The organism is Ruegeria arenilitoris, from assembly GCF_013035425.1.
Lineage (GTDB): Bacteria > Pseudomonadota > Alphaproteobacteria > Rhodobacterales > Rhodobacteraceae > Ruegeria > Ruegeria arenilitoris_A.
Genome location: NZ_WQHX01000002.1, coordinates 117,432 through 137,093 on the forward strand (window position 1 = coordinate 117,432; position 19,662 = coordinate 137,093).

Consider the following 19,662-nt stretch of genomic DNA (forward strand, 5'->3'; position numbering starts at 1 on the left):
CGTGGGTCAAACCAGAATATCAGCCGTCTGATACGCCTGCCTCGGCAAAAGTTGCCATTCCCGAGTGACAGGCAACGGCACATTTCAGAATATTGATTGCCAGCGCACCGCCCGAACCCTCACCTAGCCTCAGACCAAGGCTCAATAATGGGTCCTTTCCAAGTCTTTCAAGTAACTTTTTGTGCGCACCTTCTGCACTCTGATGACCGGCGACAGTATGATCCAAAGCCGAAGGAGAAATCTGAGCAAGACAGGCCGCGGCCGCGGTACAGATAAACCCATCTAGGGCCACCGGAATTCGCAAAACACGCGCCGCAGCTATCGCCCCTGCCATAGCAGCGATCTCTCGCCCTCCGAGACACCGAAGGATATCCAGCCCATCTACAGCCATGTTGTGCAGAGCCACGCCCTCAGCTACGACCCGGGTTTTGTTAGCAAGTCCCGCATCGTCGACCCCAGTACCTCGCCCAGTCCAGTCCGCTGCTTCACCGCCATAAAGCGCGTGCGCGATGGCAGCTGCTGGCGTCGTATTTCCAATCCCCATTTCGCCAACGACCAGTAGGTCGGACTGCGGATCGACCGCTTCCCAACCTGTGCGCAATGCCGCTAACAATTCGTCCTCGCTCATTGCCGGACCCCGTGTGAAATCTTTGGTCGGTCGATCCAGTTCCAGTGCGTGAACGTCCATCTTGGCACCTGCTGCTTTGGCCAACTGATTGATTGCGGCGCCACCGTGCTCGAAGTTCATGACCATCTGAACGGTCACTTCAGGTGGAAATGCTGAAACACCCTGTGCCGTTACCCCGTGATTACCGGCAAAGACGATAACCTGAGGCGAAGAAATTTGTGGCGCGGCATCACCTCGCCAACTGGCGTACCAGATTGCTAAATCCTCTAGCCGCCCCAATGCTCCGGGTGGTTTGGTCAATTGCCCGTTTCGGTCTTGTGCGGCTTTGCTCGCGTCAGTATCCGCTCCGGGTGCACGGACCAGAGTATCGCGCAAGCTGTTCAGGTTGTTGAGTTCAGGCAGCATTCAAAGCCTCGTTGCATCAGAGTCGTCATGCGTGTTTAACCAATGCTGGCAAAGCAACAAGACCCGGAAAGGCCCGGCAGTGCACAAAAACGACACCTCTGCAATTTCTGCGTGGGATATTGCTCTGACTTTGGTCCTATTAACGCGCTTGCCTGTCCCAAAATTGCAGGATCAACTTTTTGCTAGGCAAGCCAAGGCTGTATGGGCGTTTCCGCTGGTGGGGCTGATAGTGGGAACGTTGGCCTGCGCAGTGGGATGGGTCGCTTTGCAGATTGGCCTGTCACCGTTGATAAGTGCCACGCTCTGTGTCACGGCAATGATCACCGTCACCGGCGCGATGCATGAAGATGGGTTAGCCGATACGATCGACGGGCTTTGGGGTGGCTACACGGTCGATCGGCGCCTCGAAATCATGAAGGACAGTCACATTGGCACCTACGGGGTCCTAGGTCTGATTTTTTCGCAGCTTTTGAGGGTTCTCGCGATTGGGATTTTGCTAGAAGCGGATTGGTTGAGTGGTGTGCTGGTCGCAAGCCTGTTCTCTAGGGCTATGATGCCTTGTGTGATGAGAATTCTGCCAAATGCCCGTAAAACGGGCCTCAGCCGATCTGTCGGCAGCCCTCCATCTTCCAGCGTTTTGATTGGTCTCGGGATTGCCCTGACGTTTTCCCTACTCACTTTGGGAAGCAGTGCAACTATTCCAATGCTTTGTGCGGTTGGAACGTCAGCAGTCGTGGCCGCTACTGCCAAGGCACGTATCAAAGGTCAAACTGGGGACATTTTGGGCGCGGTTCAATCTGTGTCCGAAATCGCCATATTGTTAGCGCTGGCCGCGATGATCTAGGCCGCGCCACCCGTTTTAATCCGAACGGTTTCACCGCAGTGCTTGCAGTGAACGGCGTCTGGGTCATGCCGGTACAGGCCGCAGCTGGGGCACTTATGCCGCACCTTCTGCGGCATGAAAATTGCTTGCGCCAGCCTCACGAACAAGGCCACACCGACCACCATTATGAAAACGGAAAACAGCTTACCTGCGGGGGTCGATAGCGTGACGTCTCCAAACCCCGTGGTCGTCAGGGTCGCCATCGTAAAATACAGCGCATCGATATACGGCGTTTGACTTGTATCAGGGATAAAAAAGACGAGCACAGCGGTTGAGGTCGCAAAGACAAAGACCATAAGGTTGACAGCCGCAATAACTGCATCCTCGTGCGTGCGGAAAAAAGTGCTATCCCGACGCAAGTCTCGCAAAAGCTGGTAAGAGTGAATCAAGCGAAGGGCGCGAAGAATACGCAAAAATGCGAGGTTTCCGGTTAGGAACGGATCCAGCATCAGCGAAACAATTACAATCAAATCCGCCAACGTGTAGATTTTTGTCATGAGCTTCCAGCGGTCTTTGGCTATCCAAAGACGGGCAAGGAAATCCAGAAGAATGACGATACCAATAATCCGGCTTGCAGTGGTCAAACCAGGGCCATGTGGAACATCTGCAGTCGATACAAAAAAGACGATCGAGGCTAAATCAAAAACGATCAGGAAATAACGAAACCAGACGGAAACCGGTCCTCTTCCGATATACAGCGCTTTGATCGTCTTTTTCATTCGGTCCAAAATCCCGTCTCTTTGACGAAAAACTAACCATAAAGCGTTGACAGACCAAGCGACTGAAAACAAAAAAGCCGCCCTTAAACAGGACGGCTATTTTCTAAGTGGTTTGAATCAGGCCGCGCGGGACATAAGAACTTCGTCTACTTGCTTGGCCGCCGACATCTCATCCGCGCCAGATACCGCCGCGACTTCACGTGTTAGCCGCTCTAATGCAGCTTCATATAGCTGACGTTCAGAATAACTTTGCTCACGCTGATCATCGGTGCGATGTAGGTCACGAACCACCTCGGCTATCGAGATCAGGTCGCCCGAATTGATCTTTTGTTCGTATTCCTGAGCCCGGCGTGACCACATGGCCCTTTTAACCTTGGCTTTGCCTTTCAAAGTTTTCATTGCCTGACTAATCACATCCGGCGAGCTGAGCGAACGAAGACCCGACTCTGTCACTTTGTTTGTCGGCACACGAAGCGTCATCTTATCTTTCTCAAAAGAGATAACAAACAACTCGAGCGTGAAGCCGGCGACATCTTGTTCTTCGATCGAAATGATCTGACCCACGCCATGGGCGGGGTAGACAACATAGTCATTCGGACGGAACTCAAGTTTTTTTGACTTAGACATGCGCGTTTTTCCTTGTTTGCGATCGGGACACAAACCAAAAAAATAGCCACAGTCGGGGCGCGATTAGGCCCCGGCAAACGGCTATTGTTTCACTGATTCAGAACTCCAAAGCGAGCATACTTTCGGAGCACATCCCAATCTCTGTCATCATTTGATCAGATTATATCACAAAAATGCGACACCCAAAAGACCAATAGCCAGCGGCGCCGATTTTTCGCTTATAAAGCAGATTGGTAACTTGGCTTTAGGTTAAACTTCGCTGCCGCATACTGGCGAATCAGTCAGCCGCCTTCACCCGGTGCTTCGGAGAAATATTTCTCTATCTTACCCTCTTCGCCGTCGCGCTCTTCCGCATCGGGCAACGGGTCTTTCTTTGTTACGATGACCGGCCATTGTTCCGAAAATTTCCGATTGAACTCGACCCACTGCTCCATCCCCGGCTCAGTGTCAGGGCGGATCGCGTCGGCGGGGCATTCCGGTTCACAGACGCCGCAATCGATGCACTCGTCCGGGTGAATAACTAATGCGTTCTCGCCTTCGTAAAAACAGTCCACCGGGCAAACCTCGACACAGTCGGTGTATTTACAGGCTATGCAGTTTTCAGTGACGACGTATGTCATGGCTGGAATTCCCGTTTGCGGTTTGGGCGACTAGCTAATTCAGTCTGCCGTTGTCTTCAAGATATGATCAACCTTACAGACGTCGAGAAAGATCAATCACCCGCCGTTCCTTCTTGGTTGGACGACCTTTTCCTTCAAACCTCGGATTTTTGAGCTTCTTGTCCTGTTTTTCAGTTAGATCGGAGTACAGTGTTTGCGCCTCAGGGGCCGGACCCCGCCTTTCGCCCAGCGCCTCAATACGCACAACACGAACCATACTACTTTGTGAAAATGTCAAAACGTCGCCGGGTGCAACAGCAAAAGCCGGCTTTACAACCTTATTTCCATTGACCCGAACGTGGCCGCCGCTGACCTGTTTGGCAGCCAAGCTACGAGTTTTGAAAAACCGTGCTTGCCACAGCCATTTATCAATCCGCAGTTTGGCCACAAGCTCGGCCATCGGTAGCTAGTTACCGTCTTTCAAACCCATCAGCGCTGCTGCAAAGGGGTTATCCGGATCAATAGACTTTTCCTTTTTTGGTGGTCGGGAGGAGAAAGTTTTAGCGCCTTGGGGCTTACCACCCTTCTTGCCTTGAGGTTTGCCTCGGCCTTCCTGCGGTTTGCCGCGCGATTTTCCTTTGCCCTGCCCCTGCCGCTGATCACGGCGAGGAGCACGGTTGTTCGCTTGGCGTTGACGACCCCAAGTGAACGTAAAGAAAACTTCGACATCGGGTTCGTCCGTTGCGGGTTCCGTTGCCTGCTTGGTATCTGTCATTTCCGTTGAAGCTTCAGTGCTCTCAATGGTTTCGGATGGCGTTTCGTCAGGTTCGGCGGCCTCCTGCGAAATTTCTTCCGGCGAGGGAGTTACTGCGTCACTGAGATCCTCAGGCACTTCAGACTCTGGAACCTCTACCGTTACAGACCTTACCTTTTCACGTTCGCCACGTTCCGCTTTATAGCCCAGCCCCTGCATCAAATCAGCAAACTGTTCCAGAGTCATTCCAGTGATCGACAGCATGTCTGGCTTTGCTTCGAACCCACCACGGCTGTCCTCAGAGCGAAGCATATCCGCCAAACGCTCCAGCATGTCGATGCGGATAGAACGATCCCCTGCATTTCTGTAACCGCACATAGTTGCGTAACCTTCGGGCGCGTCCTTCGCGACCGGAACAGTCACCAGACCTGGTGGCGGTGCTTCTGGGAACTCTTGCAGCCCGCTAGACAGCGCCCAAAGAACCAGACGCAGGCGTGTTGGCGCAGGTTTTAGCAGCAAAGGCATGAAAATTGTGAACTGCCCAAAGCGGATACCGTGCTTGCGTAGCGCCCCCCGCGCGTCTTGATCCAGATCTTTGACTTCTTGTGCGACACCCGCGCGAGGCAAAACGCCCATCGCTTCTACAATGCGAAAGGCGAAACCTTTGGCTAGGCCGGTCAACTCTTCGTCACGTGACAGGTTCAAAAGCGGTTCGAAAAGCGCCGCTACTTTTCGGTCGATAAAGTGCTGCAAACGTCGCTGAACTTTTTGCTGAACATCCGGTCCGGCGGCCTCATCTACAAATACCTCAACGATTGGTTTTAGTGGCTCTGCACCTGCAGCCAATTTGCCAACGGCATATTCGCCCCACATCAGGCCGCCCTGATCAGTAAAATCAATCTCGGTATCGGGTGCATTGTAGAAGCGATCAGCACGTAAATGGAATTGCGGCGCCAGAGCTTGCAAAGAGGCTGATTTCAGTGCTTTCGCCTCGGTTCCTTGAGCGCTTTTGTCCGGAATAAACCGGAAGCCTTCCAAACGACCTACGAATTCGCCTTCGACGGTCACTTCACCGTTGTCATTTACTTCGGCCAAAAGGGCCTCCTTCTGCTTGAGCCGGCGCAACAAAACAGAAGTGCGCCGGTCCACAAATCTCTGAGTCAAACGATCATGGAGAGCGTCCGACAGCCTGTCTTCTACAGTGCGCGTTTCCTCGCGCCAATGCGATTCGTCACGCACCCAACCGTTTCGTTGCGCAACATATGTCCAGGTGCGAATATATGCCAACCTTTTGGATAAAGCATCAATGTCACCATCCGGTTGATCAATACGTCGAACCTGCCGGGCCAGAAAGTCATCCGGAATACTGCCGCGTTCGTGCAAATGGCTGTAGATAACTTCAAGCAGGCTGGCATGTTCCGCATGGCTGATGCCCCGAAAGTCGGGGATTCGGCACACGTCCCACAACAATTTGACTGATGCTCCATCACTTGCCCGGGCCAACACCTCAGTGACCTGCGACAGCGACTTAAGCACATTCAGATCGTCGGCGGGTCGCGCTTTGGTCAGGTGCTCGCCACTTGGATTGACTTCCAGCGAGTCTATCAGCGAACCGACTGAGCCAAAACGCAAAGCTGCGTTCCGCCAGTTCAACTTTTTCATTGGTGTAAAACGGCTGTCCATGATCGCCTGCGCGACACCGTCTTCCAGCGCAGGTGCCTCTCCTGTCACACCAAACGTTCCATCGGACATTCCACGTCCAGCGCGGCCAGCAATCTGTGCAAGCTCATTCGGGGCCAAAGGTCGCATGCGTTGACCGTCAAATTTGGTCAAAGATGAGAACGCCACATGGTTCACATCCAGATTCAAGCCCATTCCAATAGCGTCGGTCGCTACCAAGTAATCAACTTCGCCGTTCTGATAGAGTTCAACCTGTGCGTTTCGCGTACGGGGGCTGAGCGCACCCATAACAACAGCAGCTCCGCCCTTTTGGCGACGCAACAATTCCGCGATGGCATAGACGTTTTCCACTGAGAACCCGACAATCGCGCTGCGCGGAGGTAACCGACTGATTTTCTTTGACCCGGAATAGACAAGTTGCGACATCCGCTCGCGCCGAACAAATTGCGCCTCTGGCACCAATGACGCTATTGGGCCGCGCATCGTGTCAGACCCTAGGAAAAGCGTCTCGTTGGTACCCCGAGACCTCAGAAGGCGGTCGGTAAAAACATGACCGCGTTCCGGGTCAGCGCAAAGCTGAATTTCGTCGATTGCTACAAAATCCGCACCCATCCCCTCCGGCATAGCTTCAACAGTGCAGACCCAATATTGCGCACGCGGTGGTACAATACGTTCTTCTCCGGTGACCAAGGCGACGACAGAGGGACCGCGAACGGCGACAATCTTATCGTAAATTTCGCGTGCAAGCAGACGCAAAGGCAGACCAATCACACCGGTCCGGTGCCCCAGCATACGTTCGATCGCATAATGAGTTTTGCCTGTGTTCGTCGGGCCAAGAACTGCCACGATTCGGGATGACCCGCTCACCTTTGCCCCCTGCCCCGGACCTTAAAGTGCCTTGCCGTCAATCAGTGGCTTCAGCCGATTCACGGCACTGGTTACTTCTTCGTGATGGGGATGTATAGCCAACGCGCGTAAATATACTTCGTAGGCCTGTTCCGGCTGTTCGAGAACCTCGAATATCAGACCTAGACCATAGATCGCGTCGTAATTATTGGGATTCAGTGTAAGCGCGTATTCCAGATCGGCGGCGGCCATACCGAAGCGTTCAATGCCAAAATGCGCGGACGCTCTGACATGCCAACCCTCCGCAAATTCGGGTGCGTGATCCGTAAGAGCCGTCAGGTGCTCTAATGCGGCTTCAACGTCACCATCATCCAGTGCCTCGCGGCCGCGTTCCAGCAACAGATCGGCCGAGGCCGACCCGGATTGAGACCAAAGAGCCTGTAATTGTCGATCCAGCCCGACCGCCTGCTCCGGAGTGGCCTGCGCTAACTGCGCAAGCAACGCCGATTCATCGCGCAGATCAGCTTGCTGGGCCAAAGACATGGTGGAATACGTGACTATCGCAGCAATTGCCGCAACGATACCTTTGAGATTGGTGATTGCAATGCCCATAACAATGGTCAGTGTAGCGTTGCCGTCGGGGATGTCCATTCACGGCGCACAAACAAAATGAGGAACACCATGAGCGACACTTTGGAAAAAGCCGCAGCAGCATTGAATGAGAAGCTGTCAGGCGGTGAATTTGACGCTTCCGCTAAATTTGCTATCGCCGACTTGGGCGCTATTATTTTGGATGCAGACGGCGCACGGGTCAGCGATGAAGACGCTGATGTGACCCTTAGTGCAGATGCAGATACCTTCGAGCAAATCCTCAGTGGTGAGATGAATCCCACTGGAGCATTTATGTCAGGCAAGCTGAGCGTGGACGGAGACATGGGAATTGCTATGAAACTTGCGTCGGTGTTAGCTTGATGAGCTTGTCGCCGGCCCCTTTTTTTGAAGACGTGGCCGGCGAGCCTGCCGGTGGTAAAGCGCATTGGCTGCAAACTCCAGACGGGATAAGGCTGCGCGTCTGCCACTGGCTTCCCGGAAATTCTCCAAACGGTACGGTGATGATGTTTCCCGGCCGAACAGAATATATTGAAAAGTACAGCAGTACGGCTGGTGATTTCATTGGTCGAGGATTTGCTTTCGCGGCGATAGATTGGCGCGGTCAGGGTCTTTCTGATCGATTGTTGGACGACCCTCGTGTTGGACACGTGGATAACTTTCGTGATTATCAGCAAGATGTTCAGTCAATGCTGGAGCTTGCTTTTGAACTCAAACTGCCAAAACCATGGTTCGTAGTCGGGCATTCTATGGGTGGCGCAATAGCGCTGCGGACCATTCTGGATAACAACAACTTTACCGCCTGCGCATTTACCGGGCCAATGTGGGGTATCTTTTTTACTCCGCTCATGAAACCCCTTAGCCGATTGACGGCCTATTGGGGACCTAGGGTCGGCCTTGGTGAAAAGACGCCACCGACGACATCGCTTGAAAGCTACGTCATTTCGCAACCTTTCGAAGGCAATGTGCTGACCCGCGATCCGGTGATGTATGAGATGATGCAGGACCAACTAAAGGCGCATCCCGAGTTGGCCTTGGGTGCTCCGTCGACCATCTGGTTGCGTGAAGCTCTGGACGAATGCGTCTGGCTGATGGAACAGTCAGCTCCGGACACCCCGTGCCTGACATTTCTTGGCAGTCACGAGCAGATCGTAGACCGCAAAGCAATCCGAGCGCGCATGGCAAACTGGCCCAACGGGACATTGGTCGAAATACCTGATGGTGAGCATGAGGTATTGATGGAAGCGCCTGATGTCCGAGGCCCCATTCTGGACCAAATTGCGGCGCATTTCGTGGCATCTTGCCAGGGGCGGAAACCAGAGCCTGCGCTATCCTGATGATCACGGAAATATCAGGCCGCTTGTGATCTAAGCAACCTACGCTTAGATGTTGGCAAATCACATTATTTCGAGGTGTTCTATGCGCGACCTTCCCTTTCCCGTACGTGACGCAAATGCCGTCGGCGGCGCTGGCAATCTGGGCAATCTGCCGGAATGGGATCTGACTGATCTGTATAGCTCGGAGGAAGCACCGGAGCTGTCGCGCGATTTAACATGGCTCGAAGCCGAGTGCACCGCGTTCGCCCGAGATTATGATGGTAAACTGGCTGATCTGGATGCCGAGGGCCTGCTGACTTGTGTGCAACGCAATGAAAAGATCAGCGCAATTTCCGGTCGCATAATGTCGTTTGCTGGTTTGCGTTACTACCAGTTAACGACGGATGCCGATCGCGCTAAATTCCTTTCGGACATGCAGGAAAAGGTTACTATTTTTACGACTCCACTCGTGTTTTTTACCTTGGAAATCAACCGTATAGACGATGAAGTTCTAAAGAAGATGTTCGCGGCCAATGCTCAACTTGCACGTTATGAGCCTGTGTTCCGCCGCATCCGCGCAATGAAACCTTACCAATTGTCGGATGAGTTAGAAAAGTTTCTGCACGATCTGGGAGTCGTCGGCGACGCTTGGGAACGGCTGTTTGACGAAACTATCGCTGGGCTTTTGTTTACTGTCGATGGACAAGAGTTAAATATCGAAGGCACACTCAATCTGTTAACGGAACAGGACAGAACAAAAAGAGAAGCGGCTGCGCGCGAACTCGCCCAAGTCTTTCAAAGTAATATCAAGACCTTTGCACGCGTTCACAACACGCAGGCCAAAGAAAAAGAGATCGTTGACCGTTGGCGCAAAATGCCGACTGCGCAGACCGGTCGTCACCTTTCGAACGACGTTGAACCCGAAGTTGTCGAAGCCCTACGTGAAGCAGTCGTCGCCGCGTACCCCAAGCTCAGCCATCGGTATTATGAACTGAAGCGAAAATGGCTCGGGCTGGACGTGATGCAGGTATGGGACCGTAACGCGCCCCTTCCGATGGAAGACACTCGCACCATTGGTTGGGAAGAAGCTGAAAAAACCGTAATGGATGCCTATTCATCGTTCGACCCCCGCATGGCTGAGATAGCTACACCATTTTTTTCGAAAGGTTGGATCGACGCCGCTGTGAAACCAGGTAAGGCTCCGGGGGCATTCGCTCACCCAACAGTCACCGACGTTCATCCTTACGTTATGCTCAACTATCTGGGCAAACCTCGCGATGTGATGACTCTGGCGCACGAACTCGGCCACGGAGTGCATCAGGTTCTCGCCGCCGACCAGGGTGAGATGCTATCGTCCACCCCATTGACGTTGGCCGAAACGGCTTCTGTATTTGGTGAGATGCTGACCTTCCGCAAAATGTTGGATCAAGCTGAAACGGCAGATCAACGTAAAATACTTTTGGCGGGAAAGGTTGAGGACATGATTAACACCGTTGTCCGCCAGATCGCCTTTTACGACTTTGAATGCAAACTACACGCCGCCCGACGAGAGGGCGAGTTGACCCCTGACGATATCAACGCCCTTTGGATGAGCGTTCAGGCCGAAAGCCTTGGTCCTGCATTCGAATTCATGGATGGGTATGAGACTTTCTGGGCATATATCCCGCACTTCGTGCATTCTCCGTTCTATGTCTATGCATACGCATTCGGCGATGGGTTGGTGAATGCTCTGTATTCGGTTTACGACAGCGGCGCAGACGGGTTCGAGGACAAGTACTTCGAAATGTTGCGCGCTGGTGGATCGAAACATCACAAGGAACTGCTCGAACCATTTGGTCTGGATGCCACTGACCCTCGGTTCTGGGACAAAGGCCTTTCAATGATTTCGGGATTTATCGACGAACTTGAAGCAATGGAATCGTAGATTGGTTTGAGGCGGCGCGATAAACGCTGCCTCAGTCACTCTTCCGATTTATCTTTTGTTGTCAGGAAGATCGCAAAGACAATCAATCCAGCCCCTACGACGGCGGGGGCAGTAATTGAAGCGCCAAGAAATACTGCAGAATTAATGAAGGTAAAAATGACCGAAGCTGCAAACAGCAAACTTGCTGTCAGCGTCGATAGGCGTGCAGCAGCTTCGTACCACAAATAGTAAGCAAGCGCGGTTGGAAAAACACCGAGCAAAACCAGAAATACCAGATCCTTGGCCGTGGGAACCTGCATCGTTACAAAAGAAAGCGGGGTCAAAAGGACGGCAGAACACAAAAAGATGCCAAACAGAAAATTTAACCTTTCCTCGGTGGACTGAGAGGACTGCATTGCGCGACTGCTGGAAATCAAGAAAACTGCCCAACTCATTCCCGCTCCGATCTCCATGAGGTCACCGACCAAGGGTTCGCCACCACCCCGAAAGTCCTGATAAACGGTCAAAGACACACCAAAAATTGCCAAGACCGTGGCTAAGATTTCAATTCGTCCAACTGTTGTTTTGGTAAAAAAGAATAAGAAAACTAACACAAAGAACGGAGCGGTGTTCTCTAAAACCATCGCATTCGCCGCGCCGGTATGTTCGAGCCCAACGTGAAACAGAATGTAATTTACAACTGTTGCAACAACAGCCAATAGAAAGTTCCGATCAAAAAACCGGATATTAATTGGCGATCGCCTGATCCGTAAAATGAGCAGAATGGCAAAAGCCGCAATAAACAACCGTAAAACGGCAATCTGCATCCCGTTCAAATCTGTTGTCAAATAGCGAACGATAACGCTGTGGGTGCCCCAAAGAAAAGCCGCCGCAAAACCCAGAAACAATCCGCTTTGCCGCCACAAGAGGGAGTGATCAGAAGTCTCTTTCAATACCCAGCCCGCTACCTTAGTTGGCTGTCCTTTGATCCTCGACGGTTGATTCCGCCCCGCGATTTGAATACCCCGTCACGTTCCTTTTGACATTCGAGGCAAAGTTTTACGCCCGGCAACGCAAGACGTCGTTTTTCTGGGATCGGCTCATCGCAGTCCGCACAGTGCGACAGGCTTTCCCCAACGGGTCGCTTCTGCGCTTGCATTCTAGCTAATTCATCCGAAATCGAAGCTTCAATTTGTTCGCTTACCGCGCCGTCGCGCGCCCAGCCACCAGCCATTGTTCGCCTCCAAAAAAGGGTAAGTAACAACTTAGGCTGCCCACCGCGGAGATGGCAAGAGGTTGCTCAGAGTTGCCTGGCGACCTCAAAAACCTGGTCAATCACAACCTGCGTGCCGCGAGCAAACTCCAGAGAACATGGGTAGCCTACCTCATCCCTTACCGAGCGACCAAACGCTTCGACCTGCAGTTTGTAGTGGTCGTCGCCGGGAAAGCGGAATACCTGCAATTCGAGTCCGTGGCGGTGCAATTCCACTCGCGCTTCGCCAAAAACACGTGCATTGAAGGGGGCAGTCAGGCGAATAACACCTTTGTCACCATGAAACTCCATGGCCTGATTTGGATGCATGCGCGTTGAAACATATGTGGAGTACGTAAAGTCCGGGAAACGGGCGTTAATTTCCGTAAACGTATCGACGCCATTCTCCCAGCGTATGGAAGATCGAATTTCGTCAGGTTCTTGACCGGTTACATAACGGGCGCTGCCGATGACATAAACACCTATGTCACGCAATCCACCGCCACCGGTTTCCGGGCGATTTCTGATGTTGCCTGTGTCAGCGCGATTATCGTATGTGAAAACCCCTGAGATATGGCCAAGTTTTCCAATCTCTCCTTCGGAAACCAGTTTTCGCACCAGTTGCCATTGGGGATGATGGACGATCATATATGCCTCGGCCGCCAGCAATCCGGTTTGATCGCGCTTGGCAATTAGTTGGTCGAATTCCTCCGCTCGCATAGTCATTGGCTTTTCGCAAAGAACATGCTTGCCGGCGTCTAAGGCCTTCAGACTCCACTCGACATGCAAGTGATTGGGTAATGGGATATAAACCGCTTCTATTTCGGGGTCCGCAAGTAACGCTTCATAGCTTTCGTAAACCGTCAAATCCGAGCAAAAATTCTGAAACGGCTTTGCTTTGGCCAAGTCCGATGTGGCCAACCCCATAAGCTGAGCACCATCGGCAGCATGAATTGCGGGTGCCATAAACTGACGAGCGAATTTTGAGGCTCCGAGCACCCCCCATTTAACAGGCTGTTCCATGAATACCCTCCTTCAGCGGCTATGTCGCTAAATGTTAGCGCTAGCGTTTCTTTATTTGTATGGCAATCACTGAGTAACCGTTAACTAAATTTTCCTGCCGTAAACTCGAAAAAACCGGCCCGATTAATATCGGACCGGCTTTCAATGGATTTCAAGCGAAACCTCAGACTTTGCTGAGCATTCCCTTTTCACGAGCCAGTTCACGCATCTTTTTCTGAAGCTTTTCAAAAGCCCTGACCTCGATCTGTCGGATGCGCTCGCGGCTGACATTGTACTGAGTGCTCAGCTCTTCAAGTGTAACCGGTTGATCCATCAGGCGACGCTGAGTCAGAATGTCCTTTTCCCGGTCATTCAGAACATCCAGTGCCGCAGTCAGCAATTCACGGCGGGCTTCAAGCTCGTCCCGCGCTTCGTAATCGCCCGCCTGATCGGCATCTTCGTCCTCCAGCCAGTCTTGCCATTGCATACTGCCCTCGCCCTCGGACCCAACTGTCGCGTTCAGCGAGGCATCACCACCAGACATGCGGCGATTCATGCTTATGACTTCTTCTTCGGTAACTCCTAAATCGTTCGCAATTTGGGTGACGTTCTCGGGACGTAGATCACCCTCTTCCAACGCGCCGATACGCGCTTTGGCTTTGCGAAGGTTAAAGAACAGCTTTTTCTGTGCCGAAGTTGTCCCTAGCTTAACCAGAGACCAGGATCTAAGGATGTACTCTTGGATCGAGGCCCGAATCCACCACATGGCATAGGTCGCCAGACGGAAACCTTTCTCTGGGTCAAAGCGTTTAACCGCCTGCATCAAGCCAACGTTGGCCTCGGAAATCACCTCAGCCTGCGGAAGGCCATAGCCGCGATAACCCATGGCTATTTTAGCCGCCAAACGCAGGTGCGACGTAACCATTTTGTGCGCCGCTTCTGTGTCTTGTTCTTCAACCCATCGCTTGGCCAGCATGTATTCTTCCTCTGGCTCCAACAAGGGAAATTTGCGGATTTCCTGCATATAGCGGTTCAGACCACCTTCGGGGGTCGGCGCGGGAAGGTTTGAGTAATTTGCCATTTATTTCTGCCCCTTGGACAAATGTTTAAGCCCTTAACATGGGATATGGGCACCAGACCCATGACATTCAAGAGGAACTGGTAACAGTATGCGATTAACCTTCGATAAAGAAAAGCTGAGATCGCCTATATCACGCGTCTTTGCGAATTATGACGATTGCTGACGCAGCGCGTCCAACAATGACTGCATATCCTCAGGTAAATCTGCCTCAAAACGTAAAATTCCTCCGTTAACCGGATGTTCAAATCCCAATACGGCAGCATGAAGGGCTTGGCGCGGAAAGTCGCTGATTGCTTGAGTTGTTGCTTCATCAAAGGCCCGAGTCGCCAGTTTCCGCTTGCCCCCGTAAACCGGATCACCAATCAGGCTGTGGCCTGCGTGAGCCATATGCACCCGAATTTGGTGCGTTCGCCCTGTTTCAAGCCAGCATTCAACTAAAGACAATGCACTAGGTGACCCAAACGTCTCGACCACTCTGGCACGTGTCACTGCGTGTTTGCCACCATGAAACAAGACAGCCTGTTTTTGCCGGTCGGTTTTGTGCCGAGCCAATCGAGTAGTTAACCGCATTATGTTGCCGGGGTCAAAATTCACACCTTTTACGCCTCTCAGACGTGGGTCGTTGGCGTCTGGCACGCCATAGCAGACTGCGCGATAATAGCGTTCGACAGTGTGTGCGTGAAACTGTGCCGCCAATCCATGATGAGCGGCATCTGATTTAGCAACAACCAGCAAGCCGCTGGTATCTTTGTCTATTCTGTGGACGATACCTGGCCTTTTAACGCCACCAACACCTGACAAATCTTCTCCGCAATGGTGCAGCAGCGCGTTAACAAGAGTCCCATTCGAGGATCCGGGGGCCGGGTGCACAACCATCCCAGCCGGTTTGTTGACTACGATCAGATCGTTATCCTCAAACACGACTTCTAATGGTATGTCCTCGGGCTCTATATGGCTCTCCTCAGCCTCAGAAACTGCGACCGAGACAAGTGAACCTTCAGCCACTTTAGATTTGGGGTCGTCGATCACCTTTCCGTTAACCGATACAGCACCCTCTTGGATCAACCTTGCTAACCGGGTGCGCGAGAGGTTTTCACCATCTGGTACATCCCGGGAAAGCGCCTTATCAAGGCGGGGCGGCGGCGTGGCCGCGATATGAAACTCTATCAGGCGGGTGCCCATGTCTGTCCCTTCCGACCCTCTTGAACCCCAGGAAACACCTCAGCTGCGAACGCTGCGACGCATGGTCATGTTGTTGACTGCGGTTATGATTGGCGGCGTTTTATTGACATTCGCGTTGATTGTCATCCGCTTGTCGGACAGAACCCCCACCCTGCCCGACCAAATAGAATTACCTGATGGCGCCCGGGCTGAGGCGCTTACAATCGGCAGTAACTGGTATGTCATTGTAACGAATGACAACCGTATCCTAATTTTTGACAAAACGACGGGGAATTTGCGTCAGGAAATTCCAATACAATAGCTATATGCGCTGGAAGACCGGTCACTGGTCAGCCAAAATTGGCCGAGCACCGGATAAATCAGAGGAAATTCTAATTGCACGTGTCAGTGACTTGGTTTGGAATCGATCACGGTCCGCAAGAAACCGTGCAGGAACAGTGGTAGCCGCAGAAAGCGCCTGTACCAGCGGCAAACCTGCCTGCTCGGTCAGAACCCTTATCGCAGTTGTCAGATCAAGGTCTGCTCCGGCCAAAGTACCATCTGACAGCGTTAGCCTGCCGCTTTCTCGCTGAATAAGCCGACCTTCCAGCTTGAATTCAGTAAGTTTCGTTCCAGCGACCGCCATTGCGTCACTAACAAGGAATATCTGTCCCGGCCCGCGCTTGGCCAACCATGCGGCGCGCATTGTTTCGGGGTGAACGTGGACACCATCCGCAATCAAACCCGCAAAGATACCACCGTTTGACAGGACCGCGCCGACCAGACCCGGCTCGCGACTGCCCAGTTGGCTCATGGCGTTGAAAAGGTGCGTTGCGCATCTCGCGCCAGCGCCCGCAAAACTAATGCAAGTATCAAATGGTGCATCGGTATGCCCCAATGAGACCACAACTCCGGCCTGCGACAAAACTCTGACCTGATCCGGTGTCGTGCTTTCTGGCGCCAAAGTCACCATCAGCGTAGGCAATTGCTCAGCAGCATCAAGGATCAAATCAAGGTCCGCGGGCAACATTGGCCGGATCAGGGCGGCATCGTGGGCCCCTTTTCGGCGTTGGGACAGATGCGGTCCCTCTAGATGAAGCCCCACAACTCCAGGCACGCCCTCTTGACAGGCTTGGATCGCCGCATCAACTGCGGCCCGCGTCTTTTCTGGCGTATCGGTTATTAAGGTTGGCAATATTGACGTCGCACCCAAATCCCGGTGCGCTGAGGCTATGATAGCCAAAGTCTCGACCGAAGGATCATCATTGAACATTACCCCACCACCGCCATTGACCTGTAGGTCAACGTATCCTGGACTTAGGATATCACCCGCCAAATCTTCTATGCGGTCCTCCGCAGACAGTTCGGTTTCCGGAAACATCTCATCCCAGATCCCGTTTCGGAATCGAACAGCGTACCCGAATAACAGGGTTTCGCCGTCAAAAATCTGACCTCCGGCAAAAGTTATCGAGTCCGGTCTCATACCGTTTCTGTCACTTTTCGCAGGTGGCGTGGTGCATCAGGGTTTATTCCACGTTCAGTGGCAACCTTTTCGACCATTCCGTAGAAAGAAGCGATTGTTGGTATCGGGTCTGTGATCCAATGCGACGTTCGCACATGCGGCAAAACTGAAGCCCGCTTTACCTGGCTGGTTGTGGCAAAAACCTGCGCGCCCTTTTCAGCCAACGTATCTGCGACCTCTGCCAGATTGGCCTCCGCCGCATCGCCCGAGGCTAGTGCTAAAACCGGAAAACCCTGATCAACGATAGATACCGGTCCGTGCAGAACCTCCGCGGACGAATAGCTTTCCGCGTGAATTTGGCAGGTTTCCTTAAATTTCAGTGCAGCTTCGTTTGAAATCGCCAACGACGTACCGCGCCCAAGCGTAAACAGAGATCGGTCGCTCACGGCGGTTGCCGCAACGCTCCAGTCACAAGCAATAGCAGCAGACAGGTCTTCCGGCAGCCCACGTATGGCCCGCAACAAATCTTCGTCCCGTTTGACCTGCGCCAGCAACCACAATCCGGCAACCAGCGAAGTAACGAAAGTTTTGGTGGCCGCCACGCTTAATTCGGGTCCTGCAAAGATCGGTAACGTTGCCTTCGAGACTTGTGACAGTGCCGATCCAGTCTCGTTGGTGATTGCCACCGAATAAGCACCGCCTTCTGTCATAGATCGCGTCAGCTTAACGATATCCGGGCTTTGTCCGGATTGTGACACTGCGATACAAACCGCATCCTCGCAGCGCATATCAACACCATAGATCGATTTGACCGAGGGTCCGACTGACGCCATAGGCAACCCAAGCAACAACTCGGCAGCGTATTTGAGGTAGCTGCAGGCATGATCCGAAGATCCTCGCGCCACCGAGATCAGAAAGCGTGGATTTCGGTCTTGGATTTCACTTGCGGTTCGAGAGACAAGTTCCGCACCTTCGGTTAATAGTCTTTCAACGGCGACGGGTATCTCATTGACTTCCCGCCTCATTTGCGTCGTTTCTTTGTACATGGCCCCAGGCTTTCAGTTTGACAGTCGCAGCTCTGCCACGAAGTCGTAGGCATCACCGTGGTAGATTGAACGTGTGAGTTCGGCCACACGCCCGCTTTCCAGATACGAAGTTCTTTGGATACGAAGCCCGGCTGTTCCTTCGGCGACATCCAAAAGTTCAGCCTCCGGAGCTTCTAGGTTGATTGCAGAGATCTTTTGAATTGCCCTGACTGGCCGAAACCCTGTTTTTTCCAGAACTGCATAAAGCGAGCCGGTAACCTCAGTTGGGTTGGGTAAAATGTCCAACGGCAATGCCGCACGTTCCAACGCCATCGGGCGGCCACCCGCTTCGCGCAGGCGATGAATTCGGGCGACCTGCTCATTCGCAGATAGACCCAACGCCATCATCTCTTCCGGGGACGGCAGGAAAATTCCTCTCTCGAGCCAAGTTGAAGTCGTCTTTAGGCCCCTTCGTTCCATATCTTCGGTAAACGAAGTCAAATGCGATAACGATTGCTCAACTCTCGCCACGGGTTCACGCACAAATGAACCCGATCCCTGACGTTGTTCAATTGCGCCTTTTCGCACCAATTCTTGAATGGCCTTGCGGACGGTGACTCTGGAAAGATCCGTCAGTTCTGCAATTTCTCTTTCAGGCGGCAACGAGCTGTTGGGCGGCAAAATCCCTTCTTCAATTCCTTTCTCAAGCCTTTGACGCAATTGCACATAACGCGGGCCGGAATTTTGGCCCAGCCACCCCTCCGGGCGCAGGAAATCAGCGATGTTCACTTTCGATCTCCTCCAGAAACTCGCGAACCAAAGCAATCGCACCCGAAAGTGGATCGCCTGCAGGTTCGACTAGTTCAGATTGCATTATGGTGGGCAGATAAGGTCCAAACCGCGGCCCAATTCCGCCGGTAAGGCAGATCGACAACCCGGCAACCCAACCCATTTTGGTCAAACGCCCTGCTAAATGATCGGCCCCATCCTGCAGAATTTTTTTGGCCAGCTCATCCCCCTGATCCGAGAATTCTGTAACCACAGGGGCAAGCGATCCAAGTTCATACGGCGTCATTTTTGCCGCAACTTGCACAATCCCCGCAGGCCCGCCAAAACGGGACAAAAGCTGGGTCGCCATAACTGATGATCCATTTAGCCCATCTACGCATTCCAACGTCTCGGACAAAGCGCGGCGCCCGACCCATTGCGCAGACGCCTGATCGCCGAGAACCGGCCCCCAACCGCCAGAGAACCGCCGACCACCTGACAGCTGCGACGCAAGAAACGAGCCTGTGCCGCAATGCGCAACGAACCCCTCGCCCTCACCCAACGCACCGCGCAATGCCGCAGCGCGATCATCTTCTATCTTAATTCGATCAAATGGAAGCGCCTGTGCAAGCTTCCTTGCAATCGCCTCTCCAGTTATCCCAGCCAAACCCATGTAAGTTGGCGCCCTAGTTAGGGTGCTCACCTCACGGCCGGATTCCGCGGCCAACACTTGCAAACCACCCAACAACTCGGCGCAAGCCGCCTCAAAATTGGTCGATACGTTGGCCGCGCCCACCTCAACCCTGCTGATGACTTCACCTTCAATCGCAGCAAGGCGGCAACGCGTCCCCCCTCCATCGACAGCTAAAATTAGAGTGTTGATAGGCTGTGTCATAACAAGACCTATATAATACCTTTCTCAATAATAGAAGTCCTAATTGC

At 52.9% G+C, this 19,662-nt stretch carries 21 protein-coding genes; 5 read left to right on the plus strand and 16 right to left on the minus strand.

What is annotated here, in order from left to right; translation table 11 throughout:
- Positions 1-19: 19 nt before the first annotated feature.
- Positions 20-1,033, minus strand: coding sequence for a nicotinate-nucleotide--dimethylbenzimidazole phosphoribosyltransferase (gene cobT / locus GOV45_RS06165; protein WP_170475596.1), 1,014 nt, complete (start codon positions 1,031-1,033; stop codon positions 20-22).
- A gap of 79 nt (positions 1,034-1,112) precedes the next feature.
- Between cobT and cobS the strand changes: the two genes are divergently transcribed.
- Entirely contained in the window at positions 1,113-1,877 is a 765-nt protein-coding gene (gene cobS / locus GOV45_RS06170) for an adenosylcobinamide-GDP ribazoletransferase (RefSeq protein WP_170475598.1), read from the plus strand.
- Here cobS and GOV45_RS06175 read toward each other — a convergent pair.
- The 6 genes from GOV45_RS06175 to GOV45_RS06200 all read right to left on the minus strand — a co-directional run bounded on the left by GOV45_RS06175 (position 1,874) and on the right by GOV45_RS06200 (position 7,792).
- A complete protein-coding gene (locus GOV45_RS06175; RefSeq protein WP_170475600.1) occupies positions 1,874-2,635 on the minus strand; it encodes a potassium channel family protein in 762 nt (253 codons plus the stop codon). The genes cobS and GOV45_RS06175 overlap by 4 nt on opposite strands.
- Before the next feature lie 117 nt (positions 2,636-2,752).
- Entirely contained in the window at positions 2,753-3,262 is a 510-nt protein-coding gene (locus GOV45_RS06180) for a CarD family transcriptional regulator (RefSeq protein ID WP_170475602.1), read from the minus strand.
- Positions 3,263-3,543: 281 nt separating this feature from the next.
- Positions 3,544-3,882, minus strand: coding sequence for a ferredoxin FdxA (gene fdxA, locus GOV45_RS06185; protein WP_170475604.1), 339 nt, complete (start codon positions 3,880-3,882; stop codon positions 3,544-3,546).
- Between the two features lie 73 nt (positions 3,883-3,955).
- Positions 3,956-4,321, minus strand: coding sequence for an RNA-binding S4 domain-containing protein (locus tag GOV45_RS06190; protein WP_170475605.1), 366 nt, complete (start codon positions 4,319-4,321; stop codon positions 3,956-3,958).
- 6 nt (positions 4,322-4,327) lie between these two features.
- Positions 4,328-7,162 (minus strand): helicase-related protein, encoded by a 2,835-nt coding sequence (locus GOV45_RS06195; protein ID WP_170475607.1) that lies wholly within the window; start codon positions 7,160-7,162, stop codon positions 4,328-4,330.
- 21 nt (positions 7,163-7,183) lie between these two features.
- Positions 7,184-7,792 (minus strand): tetratricopeptide repeat protein, encoded by a 609-nt coding sequence (locus GOV45_RS06200; RefSeq protein WP_170475609.1) that lies wholly within the window; start codon positions 7,790-7,792, stop codon positions 7,184-7,186.
- A 30-nt stretch (positions 7,793-7,822) separates the two neighbouring features.
- Here GOV45_RS06200 and GOV45_RS06205 point away from each other — a divergent pair, with 30 nt between their 5' ends.
- The 3 genes from GOV45_RS06205 to GOV45_RS06215 all read left to right on the plus strand — a co-directional run bounded on the left by GOV45_RS06205 (position 7,823) and on the right by GOV45_RS06215 (position 10,990).
- Positions 7,823-8,113, plus strand: a complete 291-nt coding sequence (locus tag GOV45_RS06205; RefSeq protein ID WP_170475611.1) for an SCP2 sterol-binding domain-containing protein — start codon at positions 7,823-7,825, stop codon at positions 8,111-8,113.
- A complete protein-coding gene (locus GOV45_RS06210) occupies positions 8,113-9,087 on the plus strand; it encodes an alpha/beta hydrolase (protein WP_170475613.1) in 975 nt (324 codons plus the stop codon). The genes GOV45_RS06205 and GOV45_RS06210 overlap by 1 nt, the downstream gene beginning before the upstream one ends.
- Before the next feature lie 82 nt (positions 9,088-9,169).
- Positions 9,170-10,990: a M3 family oligoendopeptidase gene (locus tag GOV45_RS06215; RefSeq protein ID WP_170475615.1), complete on the plus strand. Its 1,821-nt coding sequence runs from the start codon at positions 9,170-9,172 to the stop codon at positions 10,988-10,990.
- Between the two features lie 35 nt (positions 10,991-11,025).
- Here the strand turns inward: GOV45_RS06215 and GOV45_RS06220 are convergent, their stop codons facing one another.
- The 5 genes from GOV45_RS06220 to GOV45_RS06240 form a co-directional block, all read right to left on the minus strand.
- Positions 11,026-11,922, minus strand: coding sequence for a DMT family transporter (locus tag GOV45_RS06220; RefSeq protein ID WP_170475617.1), 897 nt, complete (start codon positions 11,920-11,922; stop codon positions 11,026-11,028).
- A gap of 11 nt (positions 11,923-11,933) precedes the next feature.
- A complete protein-coding gene (locus tag GOV45_RS06225; RefSeq protein ID WP_170475619.1) occupies positions 11,934-12,203 on the minus strand; it encodes a DksA/TraR family C4-type zinc finger protein in 270 nt (89 codons plus the stop codon).
- A 66-nt stretch (positions 12,204-12,269) separates the two neighbouring features.
- Positions 12,270-13,244, minus strand: a complete 975-nt coding sequence (locus GOV45_RS06230; protein ID WP_170475621.1) for a Gfo/Idh/MocA family protein — start codon at positions 13,242-13,244, stop codon at positions 12,270-12,272.
- A 163-nt stretch (positions 13,245-13,407) separates the two neighbouring features.
- Positions 13,408-14,304: an RNA polymerase sigma factor RpoH gene (rpoH, locus tag GOV45_RS06235; RefSeq protein WP_170475623.1), complete on the minus strand. Its 897-nt coding sequence runs from the start codon at positions 14,302-14,304 to the stop codon at positions 13,408-13,410.
- A 147-nt stretch (positions 14,305-14,451) separates the two neighbouring features.
- Positions 14,452-15,486, minus strand: coding sequence for an RluA family pseudouridine synthase (locus GOV45_RS06240; protein ID WP_170475625.1), 1,035 nt, complete (start codon positions 15,484-15,486; stop codon positions 14,452-14,454).
- Here GOV45_RS06240 and GOV45_RS06245 point away from each other — a divergent pair.
- Entirely contained in the window at positions 15,485-15,787 is a 303-nt protein-coding gene (locus tag GOV45_RS06245) for a DUF6476 family protein (RefSeq protein ID WP_170475627.1), read from the plus strand. The genes GOV45_RS06240 and GOV45_RS06245 overlap by 2 nt on opposite strands.
- A 21-nt stretch (positions 15,788-15,808) precedes the next feature.
- Here the strand turns inward: GOV45_RS06245 and nagA are convergent, their stop codons facing one another.
- Genes nagA through GOV45_RS06265 form a run of 4 tightly spaced genes read right to left on the minus strand, consistent with a single transcriptional unit; the run spans position 15,809 to position 19,615 of the window.
- Positions 15,809-16,948, minus strand: coding sequence for an N-acetylglucosamine-6-phosphate deacetylase (nagA, locus tag GOV45_RS06250; protein ID WP_170475629.1), 1,140 nt, complete (start codon positions 16,946-16,948; stop codon positions 15,809-15,811).
- A complete protein-coding gene (locus tag GOV45_RS06255) occupies positions 16,945-17,973 on the minus strand; it encodes an SIS domain-containing protein (protein WP_170475631.1) in 1,029 nt (342 codons plus the stop codon). Before GOV45_RS06255 ends, nagA begins: the two co-directional genes overlap by 4 nt.
- A 12-nt stretch (positions 17,974-17,985) precedes the next feature.
- Positions 17,986-18,741 carry a GntR family transcriptional regulator gene (locus tag GOV45_RS06260; protein ID WP_170475633.1) on the minus strand — a complete coding sequence of 252 codons (756 nt, stop codon included), beginning with the start codon at positions 18,739-18,741 and terminating at the stop codon, positions 17,986-17,988.
- Positions 18,728-19,615: a BadF/BadG/BcrA/BcrD ATPase family protein gene (locus GOV45_RS06265; protein WP_170475634.1), complete on the minus strand. Its 888-nt coding sequence runs from the start codon at positions 19,613-19,615 to the stop codon at positions 18,728-18,730. Before GOV45_RS06265 ends, GOV45_RS06260 begins: the two co-directional genes overlap by 14 nt.
- Positions 19,616-19,662: the final 47 nt, after the last annotated feature.